Below are 12,903 nucleotides of genomic sequence, written 5' to 3'. Positions count from 1 at the left end.
TTGTGGGCCTTTGGCTCAGATGGTAAGCCCGCGTGACAAAAACAGACGAATTCGTCACAAAAACACCGTTCACGCAACGAATACAAACGGATATGCAACGCTGGCAAAAGCCACTCGGCCGGGCAAGGAACTTGCTTTGACACCAACAAGTCACTCCTAGTGAAACCCATCAATACCGTGAAAAAATACTACTTTTCGCTGTTTGCCTCCTGTTTTAGTAATGAAGTTGCGGCTGCCCTTGGCGAGGACCAAGGCCGTTACCTGTGCACCCGCAACTTCTTCTAACCATGCGGCCCTCAACGCCACTTGCTCGCCGGCTCGAGCCAGCCGATTTGGTTTGGGCGACGCCGCTCCTGGCCGATGCCTGCGCCACGCACCCCGTGCTAGCCTACTGCTGCGCCGGCCCCGATGCTCCGGCCCAGCGCATGTGGCTGTTGCAACAACTGCTGCGTTTCGGCCTGTGCTACGGCCGGGTATATGCCAATGCCAGCAGCACCGCTTTGGCGGTGTGGCTGGGCCCGAACCGTCCGGCTGCCACACTTTGGCGACTGGTGCGCTCGGGGCTGCTACCGGCCGCTTTGTGGCGGCTGCGGGTGACGGGGCTTCAGCGGTTGCGGCATTTTCTGGCAGCCACTGCCTGGCTGCGTCGCCAAACCCTGGCCACTGCCCGGCATCACTACCTGTTGGCAATAGCCGTGCGCCCCGGCAGCCGTGGCCAGGGCCAGGGCCGCCGCCTGCTCCAAGCCACCATGGCCGCTATGCAAGCCGCGCAGGCTCCCTGCTATCTCGATACCCAAGTGCCCGAGCAGCTGCCGTTTTTTCAGCGTGTCGGCTTCCGGCTGATGGGGCAGTGCCCGGCCAACGTGGGCACCGGCAGTCCCACTACCTGGGGCCTGATGCGAGAGGGCAACGCATCGGCATAGTACGCTCGTTTTGTGAACCATTTCATTATTTATAAACACATTATGAAACACCTTTTCTGCACCCTCCTTGCTGCCACCTGTGTGGCTATCGGCTCGCCCATTGCCCAGGCCCAAACGCGCAAACCCGTTCCCAAACCAGCAGCCAAGCCGGTGGCAAAACCCGCACCCAAGCCGGCCCCGGCTGTTGCCGCTCGGCCCGCCACCCCTCCGCCGCCACCACCTGCTGCGCCGGCCCCGGCCGCCACGCCCACCAATAGTCCTTTTGCAGTGGGTTCCAGCGTCATCAACTTGGGCGTGGGATTGGGTAGCCGCTATGGGTATACGGCCCTTTATGGTGGCAATACCTCGGTCACGCCGGCCATCAGCGTATCGTTTGAGCGGGGCATTATTCCGCTGGGGCCGGGCGTACTAGGCGTCGGTGTTTTCGCTGGCTACCAGAGCGCCAGCTACGAGTATTCGACTTTTAAGGATAAGTACACCGATATCATCGTGATGGTGCGCGGGGCATTTCATTACCCTGTTTCCGATGAGTTCGACGCTTATGCCGGTCTGGGGCTAGGGGTACGGCACCTGGGGTATTCGTCCAATTACACCGGCCCTTACGCCGTTGATTATGGCACCACCGGGGCCGCCTCGGGCCTTTTCGTGGGCGGCCGCTACTACTTCACGCCCGGCATCGGGGCCTTTGCCGAACTGGGCTACGACCAGTCCTACCTCAAAATTGGCCTTTCGGCCAAATTCTAAGCCTACGCTCGTCACACCACCATTCTTCTTTTAGCTCACCTTAACTGCAACCGCCAATGTTTCCTCAATCCCAACACCTTGACCTCGTTTTCCTGGCTTCGACGCTAACTCCGGCTGCGGGCGCCGGCTGGGTTTTCACCGCCACCCCGGTGCTGCCAGCTCGCCCAGCCACCCCGGCTGCACGGCCGGTACGGCTCCGGCTGGCGGTAGTGGCTGCCTGACCGGCCAAGCCAACGCACCAGTTGGCGTGCCACCGCCCGGCGCAGTTCAGTTTTCCTCACAGGGCTACTGGTGAAACAACGCTTTATTTCGATAGCTACCTGCGGGATATCAGAAATTTATTTGGGAACAAATCGGGCTTTGCCCCGCATGCTAATGTCAGCCCGTGCTTTCCGTTGCTCGCCCTACCTCTAGGACACAGGCATGGCCACTTGTTTTTGTAGCCCGAGATTTTAAAAATAATTATTTACCCAAGCCTGCCTTTTAAACCCGCTGATGAATAGATTACTACGCCTGGTTGTGTTGCTTTTTTGCCTGTTGCTGGGAATTAGCCCGGCCGTCCAGGCCCAGGCCCCGGCGTGGCAATACGCGGCGGCTTTCTCCGCCACTGCCAATTTCGTCAATGTAGCGGCAACGACTGCCGATGCCGCTGGCAACGTGTACGTGGCGGGTGGCTTTCAGGGCACGGCTACCTGGGGCAATATCAGCCTGACCAGCGCTGGGCGGCGCGATATTTTCGTGGCCAAATGGAGCCCTGTTACGGGCCAGTTTGTGTGGGTGGTGCAGGCCGGGGGCATTGGTCAGGACCGGGCGTATGCGCTGGCTGTGAACAATACCGGCGTGTACCTGACAGGGTATTTCTCGGGCTCTGCCAACTTCGGAAGTACCTCGCTCACCAGTGCGGGCTTCAGCGACGTATTTGTAGCCAAGCTCACCGACACGGGCAGCAGCGCCTCCTTTGCCTGGGCCCAGCGCGCGGGCGGCGCCGATGAGGAATCGGCCTGGGGCCTTGCCGTAAACGGTACCAGCGTGTATGTAACCGGATTCTTCTTGTCCACAACCACGTTTGGTAGCACGTCGCTGTTTAGCGCGGGCTACAACGACGTGTTCGTGGCCAAACTCGTGGATGCCGGCAGCAGCGCCGCTTGGTCCTGGGCCCTGCGCGCGGGCACTGCCGGCGATGAACTGGCTTTTAGCGTGGCCGTGAGTGGAACGGGGGTGTACGTAGCCGGTACTTTTGACAACCCTACCCTCGCATTCGGCAGTACGGTGCTGACCAATGGCGGCGGCTACGACGGGTTTGTCGCCAAGCTCACCGATGCGGGTAACAGCGCATCCTGGACCTGGGCGCAGGGATTCGGCGCCTTCAGCAGCGACATGGCGTCCAGCGTAGTGGCCACGGGCACCAGTGTGTACTTGGGCGGTAGTTTCACAAGCAGCGCAGGTTTCGGGAGCACCACGCTGGTCGGCACAGGTGCTCGCAACGGTTTCGTGGCCAAGCTCACCGATGCCGGTGCCAGCTTCAGCAATACCTGGGCCCAGCGCCTCAGCGGCAGCGGCGGCTCCGACGGCGTGCTGGGCCTGGCCGTGCGCGGAGCCAGCGTGTACGCGGCCGGCACCTTCAGCAGCCCAAGCCTGACGCTGGGCAGCACGGTGCTCACCAATGCCGGTGGAGGCGATGTGTTCGTCACCCGCCTCGTGGATGCGGGCAGTTTCAGCAGCTTTGCGTGGGCTCAGCGGGCGGGCGGCCCCGGCGACGATGGCGCCCAGACCGTAGCAGTGGGCGGTACGGGAGTATTCGTTGTGGGAGAATTGTACGGCGCCAGCGCAACTTTTGGTTCCACTGTTCTCGCCAACCCCAATGCCGGTTTTGGAGCTGCTGCTGGCTTCGTGGCTTCCCTCACCGACCTTGCACTGGCCGCCCGCTCCGCTCCGGCCTCGCCCGGGCTTGCCTACCCCAACCCCACGCACGGCCCGCTTACCGTGCCGCTGCCAACTTTTCCAGTTCGTCTCGATTTGGTCAATGCCTTGGGCGTTGTAGTACGCACGGTCCATCCAACCCCAACGCCCGCCTACACGTTCGACCTCTCTGGTCTAACTCCCGACATCTATACCCTTCGCCTGACTTCTCCCACTGCACCTCCAATCCTGCAACGCCTAACGGTAGAATAATTCCTTGCTTGTTCCTTTTTTCTGCACCAAATTTTAACCACAAAAAAGCCCTTGCTGATTCAGCAAGGGCTTTTTTGTGGTTAAACGAATTCGTTAAATACGAACTTAGGCTTTCTTCTTTTCCAGCACCTCGTCAATCAGGCCGTATTCTTTGGCTTCATCGGCCCGCATCCAGTAGTCGCGGTCCGAGTTGTCGTGGATTTCCTGGTAGGTTTTGCCGGTGTGCTGCGCCAGAATGTCATACAGTTCCTTCTTCAGCTTCAGAATTTCGCGGGCCGTGATTTCGATGTCCGACGACTGACCCTGCGCCCCGCCACTCGGCTGATGAATCATCACGCGGGCGTGGGGGAGGGCCGAACGCTTGTTTGGCGCACCGCCCGCCAGCAGTACGGCACCCATCGAAGCCGCCAAGCCCGTGCAAATCGTGGCCACGTCGGGGTTCACGTACTGCATCGTGTCATAAATGCCGAGGCCGGCATATACCGAGCCACCGGGCGAGTTGATGTAGAGCAGAATGTCTTTTTTGGCATCGGCCGACTCCAGAAACAGCATTTGCGCGGTCAGGATGTTGGCAATGTAATCGTCCACGGCCGTGCCCAGGAACACGATGCGGTCCATGATGAGGCGCGAGAAAACGTCGATTTCGCGGAAGTTCTGCGGGCGCTCTTCAATCACCGAGCGGGTCATGTTGGTGGGCAGCATCATGCCGTTGCGCACCTGGCCTTCCATGTGGTTCAGGTACTGGTCAACGCCCAGGCCGCTCAGTCCCTGGCCTTTCACGGCAAACTTGCGGAATTCTTGTCTATTCAGTAATGGGTTCATTGGAGAAAAATGTGGTGCGGGCCTGCGCTCGCACGGGTGAGGTTAGTAAGACGGGCGAAGTAAGTGAATGTTGTCGGAAACCCAACAAAAAAGCCCCTACGTCTCCGTAAGGGCTTTTCCAAAAATCGGGCTACGCAGCGCTTAGCTGTGCAGGGTCCGGAATTCTTCGGCCGTTACGGGCTTGTCCGTAACAACAACTTTGCCGCGCAGGTTTTCCAGCACTTTCTCTGCCAGAATGGCCTCGTACTCGTTCACGTAGTTCTTGCCGTTGTCTTGCTTGAGGTACTCGTTCGCATAGTTGCGCATCGATTCGCGCATCTCGTCGGGCATGTTCGGCATGTTGAACTGGCCCATGATTTTGTCGAGCGTGCGGTTCACAATCTCGTCGTTGCTCACTTTCAGGCCGGCTTCTTCCACCACCTTGTTGCGAATCATGCTCCACTTCAGCTCCTTCAGGTAGTCGTCGTAGTGCTCTTCCACCATCTCGGGCGTCAGTTTGCCCTCGTTGGCGCGCACCAGCCACTTCTTGAAGAACTCCGTGGGCACTTTGATGTCGGTGTTCGTCACTAGCTGCTCCACAATGCGGTTGTTGAGCGAGCCTTCCGCCTCCCGGTCGTAGTTCGACTGGATGGTCTCGCGCACCTTGGCATCAAACTCTTCCTGCGACGAAACCGCCTCGGGGCCGAATACTTTGTCGAACAGCTCCTGGTTGTACTCGGGTGCCGCCGTGCGGTTCACCTTTTCCACGCTGAACTCGTAGTCGCCGGTAGCTTCTTCCGCCTCTTTCTTGCTCAGGCCGGTGAAGTTCGAAATCGAAGCCGCGTCATTGCTGAAAGCCGCTTGCAGGTCGAACGTAATCACGTCGCCACCTTTTTTGCCGATGAATTGCGCCTGGTCGCCGGTCACCTTGCTGATGGGCAGCAGGATGGTGCGGCCTTCGCCTTCTTCGCCAGCCTTTTTCAGCTTGCCAAACAGATAGTCGCCGGCTTCCGACTCCTCGGGATTGGTCGTCTCGCCGTACTGACGGGCAATCTGCTCATTGGTTTGGGCCAGCGTCTCGTCGTCGAGCGACACTTTGTGCAGCTCAGCCGTCAGCTCGGCGGGCAGCTCGAAATCGGGCAGCAGGCCCAGCTCGAACGAGAAATCGAAATCCTTATCGGTGTCGAAATCCACGTTGCTCGGCACGGGCAGGGGCTCGCCCAGCAGCTTGATGTTGTGCTCCTTAATATAGGAGTCCACCGCCTTGCCCAGCATTTTGTTGATTTCCTCGCCCAGGATGCCTTTGCCGTACATCTTGCGCACCATGCCCACGGGCACCATGCCGGGGCGGAAGCCCTTGACCTGGGCGCGCTTGCTGTACTCTTTGATTTGCTTGTCTACGGTGGGAGCGTAGTCGGCTTCGGTCAGGTGCACGGTCAGCAGCCCGGTCAGCTGCTCGTCGTTTTTGTCGAGGGTAATGTTCAAAACAGAGAAGCCGGCTGCTGCCGACCAGGTTGAAAGGTTGAAAAAAAAGCCTCCAGCCTATACGACTGAAGGCCTGTATCAAATAAAAGTGCGGATAGAGGGACTCGAACCCACACGCCTTGCGGCACCAGAACCTAAACCTGGCACGTCTACCAATTTCGCCATATCCGCGTGGTCTTTCCCGTGTAGCCGTTTGCTATGGGCCCGCAAAGGTACTCGGGAAATTTGTAGCGCGCAAAAGGGATTTATAACAGGATTTTGGTTGGGGTGAAAAAGCCTTTTGTGTTGAATAGGATATGATGGAACGTCATGCTGAGCATAGTCGAAGCATCTCGCGTGCAGCAGCAAATGATTGCTTACACGGTAGAGACGCTTCGGCTGCGCTCAGCATGACGGGCTATGAGGACATTCTGTTATTGTGCTTGTGCACCGTTCCCGGCCACCTTTTCCCGCTCTTCGTTGTTACTTTACCTATTATGCCTCCCGTTATCTCCCCCGAAGCCGAGCGTCAGGAAATCCTGCGTCACTACCGCCGCCTGCTGCGCACGGCCAAGCCGTACCTGAAGGACGGCGACCCCAAGCTCATTAAAAAGGCGTTTAATCAGAGCTTGGAGGCGCACAAAGAGATGCGGCGCAAGTCGGGCGAACCGTATATTCTGCACCCGCTGGCCGTGGCGCAGATTGCGGTAGAGGAAATTGGGCTGGGCACGACGAGCATTGTGGCGGCGCTGCTGCACGACGTGGTGGAGGACACGCCCACCGAGATTTCGGATATTGAGCGAGAATTTGGGACGAAAGTGGCCCGCATTATTGATGGGCTGACCAAGATTTCGGGTGTTTTCGAGTACGGCACGAGCGAGCAGGCCGAGAACTTTCGCAAAATGCTGCTCACGCTGAGCGAGGACGTGCGCGTGATTCTCATCAAAATTGCCGACCGCCTGCACAACATGCGGACGCTGGATTCGATGCCGCGCCACAAGCAGTTGAAAATTGCGTCGGAAACGCTGTATCTATATGCGCCGCTGGCCCACCGGCTGGGGCTCTATACGATAAAGAGCGAGCTGGAAGATTTGTACCTCAAATTCACTGACACCGAGACGTATAACGAAATCAAGGCGAAGGTGCGCCAGAGCCAGGCGGCGCGCAACCGCTTTATTAAGGAATTTGTGCTGCCGATTGATGAGGAATTGAAGGCGCAAGGGTTCGAGTACGAAATCAAAGGCCGGCCGAAGAGCATCTATTCCATCCTCAAAAAGATTAAGAAGCAGAACATCACCTTCGATGAGGTGTATGACTTGTTTGCCATTCGGGTAATTCTGGACGTGCCACCGGAGCAGGAAAAGGCCGCCTGCTGGCAGGTCTATTCCATCGTGACGGACTTCTACCAGCCGAACCCGGACCGCCTGCGCGACTGGGTTTCGACGCCGAAAGCCAACGGCTACGAGAGTCTGCACACCACGGTAATGTCGCGCGCCGGCCAGTGGGTGGAGGTGCAAATCCGCTCGCGCCGCATGGACGACATCGCCGAGAAGGGCTACGCCGCGCACTGGAAGTACAAGGATACGGGCAGCATTCAGCCCGAAAGCTCGCTCGAAGGCTGGGTGAACAAGGTGCGCGACATGCTGGAATCCAACAATTCCAGCGCCTTGGAATTCATGGACGAGTTCCGCCAGAACCTGTTTGTGAAGGAAGTCTACGCCTTTACGCCGAAAGGCAAGCTGGTTATTCTTCCTGATAAGGCGACGGCACTGGATTTTGCTTTCGAAATTCACTCCCAAATCGGCATTCATTGCCTGGGGGCCAAGGTGAACCAGAAACTGGAGCCCCTGAGCTACCAGCTCCACAACGGCGACCAGGTTGAGATTCTGACCTCGCACAAGCAGCGCCCCACGCAGGAATGGCTCAACTACGTCATCACCAGCAAGGCCAAGTCGCGCATCAAGGATTTCCTGCGCGACGACAAGCGCGCCAAAGCCGAAGATGGCCGCTACATCCTGGAAAAGCGGATGGAACTCATCGGCGTGCCCAATACCCAAGAGAATTTCAACCGCCTGCTGGCTTATTTTAATGTGCCCAGCGCCCAGGAATTCTACTACCGCTTGGCCGTGGGCCAGGTCGATGGGCGCACCATTCGGGAGTCTATTTTCAATTCACCCAAACCTTTGCCCTCTGTGCTCGAACCCAAAACGTTCGACAATGAAGTGCAGAAAATCCGCGGCGTGAAGCCGGATATGCTCGTCGTGGGCGAGCACACCGACAAGTTCAACTACAGCATCGCCCGCTGCTGCAACCCCATTCCCGGCGACGACGTGTTCGGCTTCGAAACCGATACCGGCCTCATCATCCACCGCACCAACTGCCACCGCGCCGTCGATTTGATGTCGAACTACGGCAACCGCATCGTGCGCGCCAAATGGACCGACCAGCTTGAACTGGCTTTCCTCGCCGGTATCCGCCTCAAAGGCTCCGACCGCGTGGGCCTCGTCAACGATGTTACGCGCATCATCAGCTCCAGCCTCAAGGTGAACATGCGCTCTATTACCATCACGGCCGACGACGGCTTCTTCGACGGCCAGATTATGGTGTTTGTGAATGACACCGACCATTTAAACAAGCTCATTCAGCGCTTAAGCAAGGTGAGCGGCGTGTTGCAGGTTGACCGTTTCGATTCATAAGTTGTGATGCCTGCTGCCCCCGTCACCGTGCACGGCACCGACGTAAATGAGCGCACCCAATGCACCCATTATCATTCCGCGCGCGATATTATTGCCATCAGGTTCAAGTGCTGCAATGCTTTTTACGCCTGCATCGAATGCCATCACGAAACCGCCAACCACGCCCCCGTTGTCTGGCCCAGGTCAGAATTCGAGGCCGAGGCCATCTACTGCGGCAACTGCAAAGGCACGCTTAGTATTGCCGAGTACTTAGCGTGCGGCAATACCTGCCCGGTTTGCCAAGCCGCCTTCAATCCCGGCTGCGCCAACCATTACCATCTCTATTTCGAGCATTAATAACCAAAAGCAACCGTTGCTGCTTGTTTAGCTTTGGCTTCCCAGCCAGTCCACTATCCCCTTCATTGCATCTCGTGAACAAGTCCCAAGCAGCTACCCGCAGTCCCGCCGACCTCGCTGAGGAAGCCGAGCAGGGGGTAGGCGGCTCTTCCGAAACCGGTTACGCCGCCAAGCACACGCCCAGCGCTGCTTCCCAGGCCACGCTCAATACCGACAAGCTCGAAGAGGTCAAAAAACTCTTCACCGCCCACCTCGAAAACAAGGGACTGCGCAAAACCGGCGAGCGGTACGCCATTCTCGAAGAAATCTACGCCCGCTCCGGCCACTTCGACGTCGAAGAGCTTTACGCCGGCATGAAGGAGCGCGGCTTGCAAGTGAGCCGCGCCACCGTCTACAATACCCTCGATTTGCTCGTCGAGCAAGGCCTCGTCAGCAAGCACCAGTTCGGCCGCAACCTCGCCCAGTACGAGAAGAGCTACGGCTACCGCCAGCACGACCACGTCATATGCACCGAATGCCATAAAGTGGTGGAATTCTGCGACCCGCGCATCCACGGCATCCAAACCATGGTCGGCGACCTGCTGAACTTCCATATCTTGCACCATTCTTTGAATCTTTACGGCATCTGCGGCGACTGTCGCGCCCAGGCCGCCGCCCGTTCCAACCCCGCATGACCACCACCAGCACCGTCCAAAACGGCATCCTCTTCGTCCGGCTTTCCGGCGACCTCATCGGCAGCCCCGACACCGACCAACTCCTCCAGTCCGTCAACAACCACCTCGGCGAAGACCTCAACCAATGCGCCGTCGACCTCTCCGAAATCCGCTACATCAACAGCACCGGCATCGGCGTCCTCGTGTCGCTCCTCACCAAATTCCGCAGCCGCGGCGGCGAGTTGGTCCTCATTAACCCCGCCGACCACCCCAAGAAAATGCTGGCTATCACGAAGCTAAACAACATCTTCACCGTATCCGCCGACGAAGCCACTGCCCGCCAGCAACTCATCCCAGCCGCCCAATAGGGCGGCTGTTTTTTTGCTTAATCGGTAAGCCCCTGTCATCCGGAGCGTAGCGAAGGACCTTATCAAGCAAGAATAACAATAGGCAAAAAAGCACCGGGCAAATCATCAGCAGCAATTTCAATCCCCAACACCAACCACCTTTATTTAAGTAGCCCCTCCTAAATCATCTCAATCTCTAGGCTCCCCCTCTCCGTGGGAGAGGGGGCCGGGCGGTGAGGTAACCCACGGAGGGCAACCCCCAACCACCATGCCAGTAGACGTATTAGTAGGCCTCCAGTGGGGCGATGAAGGCAAAGGCAAAATCGTAGACGTTCTAGCGCCGACCTACGATGCCGTAGCCCGCTTCCAAGGTGGCCCCAACGCCGGCCACACCCTTTTCTTCGACGGCGTCAAGCACGTCCTGCACCAGGTACCCAGCGGCATTTTCCACCCGCACATCCTCAACATCGTCGGCAATGGCGTCGTCCTCGACCCCATCGTCTTCCGACAGGAACTCCAAAAACTCACCGACCGAGGAATTGACTGGTCCAAAAACCTCTACATCTCCAAAAAAGCCCAACTCATTCTCCCCTCGCACCGCGCCCTCGACCGCATCAGCGAAGAAGCCCGCGGCAACACCAAAATCGGCAGCACCCTCAAAGGCATCGGCCCCACCTATTCCGATAAAATCGGCCGCGTCGGCCTCCGCGTCGGCCACATCCTGCTTCCCGATTTCGAGCAACGTTATAAGGAAGCCGTTGCCCAGCACGCTGCCATCGCCGCCCATCATAATAAGGAGCTAGAAATCGAATCACTCGAAGCCGACTTCTTCTCCGCCGTAGAATTCCTGCGCACCCTGCAGCTCATCGACACCGAATACCTCCTTAACGACCTCCTCACCCAAGGCAAGCGCATCCTCGCCGAGGGCGCCCAAGGCTCGCTGCTAGACATTGACTTCGGTTCCTACCCCTACGTCACCTCGTCCAGCACCATCGCCGCCGGGGCCTGCACCGGCCTCGGCATCGCCCCGCGCCACATCGACAAAGTCTACGGCATCATCAAAGCCTACAGCACCCGCGTCGGCAGCGGCCCATTTCCCACCGAGCTTCACGACGAAGTCGGCGAGCAAATCCGCCAAGCCGGCCGCGAGTTCGGCTCCACCACCGGCCGCCCCCGCCGCACCGGTTGGATAGACCTGCCCGCCCTCCGCTACGCCATCATGCTAAACGGCGTCACCGAGCTTCACCTCATGAAAGCCGACGTCCTCGACGGCTTCACCGAAATCCAAGCCTGCACCCACTACCGCACCGCCACCGGCGCCAGCACCCCCCAGCTCCCCGACCCCGGCGAACTCACCACCATCACCCCCGAGTACATCACACTCCCCGGCTGGTACTCCGACCTCACCACTATTACAGAAGCTGCTGATTTGCCTACTAATCTAGTTGCCTACCTCGATTTCCTCGAAAAGGAACTGCAAGTCCCCATCCGCATCGTCAGCGTCGGCCCCGACAGAGTAAGCACCCTATATCGCTAGAAGGCTATGCAAGTCAAAGGGATAAACAGAACGTCATGCTGAGCGCAGCCGAAGCATCTCTACCGCGTAACTAATCCTACTCACCTAACGATTCTATCCGCATTACCCAGCCCCGCAGCCCTTTCCAGTCTAATTCTGGAAAGGGCTGCGGGGCTTTTGCATGAAAGAATACGCTTCAATCGAATCCAAAAGGAAATAATCCCACCTCAAAAAGCCACTAAGTAAATAGTAGGGTAGGGGTCCATTTCCTTGTTTCAAGAGCTACAGGAGAAGCAACAGCATCTATTTAACCTAACTCTAGTACCCACCAGCGGACATTCTTATAGCCACGCCACCCATATACAAAAGCTCAAAATCGACCTCAACCGACCTAACCATCGCATCAAACCACAAACCTCCACGAAATTTTTAACCGCATCAATCAGTCACTTACAACCCTAATCCAGCTATTTCGTAAAAACCCCCTTGCCGCCCCAAAAACTCCCCCTACCTTTGCAGTCCCGAAACGTCAAACGGACCAACGGAAACGCCAAAAGCAGCCGCTCCGGCATCAAATTGAAAGGTCGGGAACTCCCGCGGAAAGAAGCTTGTCTTACCCACCGCGGCCAGCCGTAAGTGTCGAGATTTATTTCTCAAATAGCTTGCACCGGCGAAAAAAGCCGCCGTACCTTTGCAACCCGCTTCAACCGGAAGCGACCAGACTTTAAAATCGAAGCGAAAAGATTCTAAAAAATTTTTCGCCGAAAAATTTGAAAGTCAAAAAATTCAACTACCTTTGCACTCCCAAAACGAACAGAGGTAATCGAAAGTCAATTTTAAAACGCTGACTTACAAACAAAAGACTTGCTTTAAACGAAAGCAATTGATTTGAAAAACAAATCGAAAACCAAAAAGATTTTCGAAAACAAGTTGTCAAATCAAAATTAGTTTCTACCTTTGCACTCCCAAAACGAACAAAGGTTGATAACGCCAACCTTGGGTTAAATCACCAACCCACACTGATGCTTCAAATGGAAGCATTACACGTTCTTTGAATGACGGAAATAGACAAAATAGTAAGTGTTCTACTTGCTGTTTCTTCTTCGGAAGAAACACAGTGAAACAAACCAAGCGAAACGAATTTGACCATAATGTCAATATGTGAGCAAGGTCAGCACTCGACATCAGCCCATCTTCGGATGGGTGTAGAAGAATTTTACAATGGAGAGTTTGATCTTGGCTCAGGATGAA

Annotated in this window: 11 protein-coding genes and 1 tRNA gene; 8 read left to right on the top strand and 4 right to left on the bottom strand. The window is 57.0% G+C overall.

What is annotated here, in order from left to right; translation table 11 throughout:
- The first annotated feature begins 287 nt into the window (after positions 1-287).
- The 3 genes from JKL48_RS21805 to JKL48_RS21795 all read left to right on the top strand — a co-directional run bounded on the left by JKL48_RS21805 (position 288) and on the right by JKL48_RS21795 (position 3,839).
- The gene (locus tag JKL48_RS21805) at positions 288-923 is read left to right on the top strand and encodes a GNAT family N-acetyltransferase (protein WP_201987330.1); all 636 of its coding nucleotides are present in this window, start codon (positions 288-290) and stop codon (positions 921-923) included.
- A gap of 42 nt (positions 924-965) precedes the next feature.
- Positions 966-1,667 (top strand): porin family protein, encoded by a 702-nt coding sequence (locus JKL48_RS21800; protein WP_201987329.1) that lies wholly within the window; start codon positions 966-968, stop codon positions 1,665-1,667.
- A gap of 495 nt (positions 1,668-2,162) precedes the next feature.
- Positions 2,163-3,839 carry a T9SS type A sorting domain-containing protein gene (locus tag JKL48_RS21795; protein ID WP_201987327.1) on the top strand — a complete coding sequence of 559 codons (1,677 nt, stop codon included), beginning with the start codon at positions 2,163-2,165 and terminating at the stop codon, positions 3,837-3,839.
- A 105-nt stretch (positions 3,840-3,944) separates the two neighbouring features.
- On the opposite strand, the gene JKL48_RS21790 is transcribed toward JKL48_RS21795, so the two are convergent.
- From JKL48_RS21790 to JKL48_RS21780, 3 genes are all read right to left on the bottom strand, one after another.
- The gene (locus JKL48_RS21790; RefSeq protein ID WP_168674339.1) at positions 3,945-4,661 is read right to left on the bottom strand and encodes a ClpP family protease; all 717 of its coding nucleotides are present in this window, start codon (positions 4,659-4,661) and stop codon (positions 3,945-3,947) included.
- A gap of 141 nt (positions 4,662-4,802) precedes the next feature.
- Complete coding sequence (gene tig, locus JKL48_RS21785; protein ID WP_201987325.1) at positions 4,803-6,125, bottom strand: trigger factor; 1,323 nt, start codon at positions 6,123-6,125, stop codon at positions 4,803-4,805.
- An 89-nt stretch (positions 6,126-6,214) separates the two neighbouring features.
- Positions 6,215-6,296: transfer RNA gene (locus tag JKL48_RS21780), tRNA-Leu, on the bottom strand.
- A 305-nt stretch (positions 6,297-6,601) separates the two neighbouring features.
- Between JKL48_RS21780 and JKL48_RS21775 the strand changes: the two genes are divergently transcribed.
- From JKL48_RS21775 to JKL48_RS21755, 5 genes are all read left to right on the top strand, one after another.
- A complete protein-coding gene (locus tag JKL48_RS21775) occupies positions 6,602-8,800 on the top strand; it encodes a RelA/SpoT family protein (protein ID WP_201987323.1) in 2,199 nt (732 codons plus the stop codon).
- Between the two features lie 6 nt (positions 8,801-8,806).
- Entirely contained in the window at positions 8,807-9,136 is a 330-nt protein-coding gene (locus JKL48_RS21770; protein WP_201987320.1) for a CHY zinc finger protein, read from the top strand.
- A gap of 74 nt (positions 9,137-9,210) precedes the next feature.
- Positions 9,211-9,810 (top strand): Fur family transcriptional regulator, encoded by a 600-nt coding sequence (locus JKL48_RS21765; protein ID WP_201987318.1) that lies wholly within the window; start codon positions 9,211-9,213, stop codon positions 9,808-9,810.
- The gene (locus tag JKL48_RS21760; RefSeq protein ID WP_201987316.1) at positions 9,807-10,157 is read left to right on the top strand and encodes an STAS domain-containing protein; all 351 of its coding nucleotides are present in this window, start codon (positions 9,807-9,809) and stop codon (positions 10,155-10,157) included. The genes JKL48_RS21765 and JKL48_RS21760 overlap by 4 nt, the downstream gene beginning before the upstream one ends.
- 247 nt (positions 10,158-10,404) lie before the next feature.
- Positions 10,405-11,673, top strand: a complete 1,269-nt coding sequence (locus JKL48_RS21755; protein WP_201987314.1) for an adenylosuccinate synthase — start codon at positions 10,405-10,407, stop codon at positions 11,671-11,673.
- 930 nt (positions 11,674-12,603) lie between these two features.
- Here the strand turns inward: JKL48_RS21755 and JKL48_RS23325 are convergent.
- Positions 12,604-12,903, bottom strand: a 300-nt coding sequence (locus tag JKL48_RS23325; protein WP_236668974.1) for a hypothetical protein, incomplete at its 5' end; no start/stop codon positions are given.

The organism is Hymenobacter rubidus (assembly GCF_016734815.1).
GTDB lineage: Bacteria > Bacteroidota > Bacteroidia > Cytophagales > Hymenobacteraceae > Hymenobacter > Hymenobacter rubidus.
Note: the sequence above shows the minus strand (reverse complement) of the source record. Positions and strands in the feature narration are given on the sequence as shown.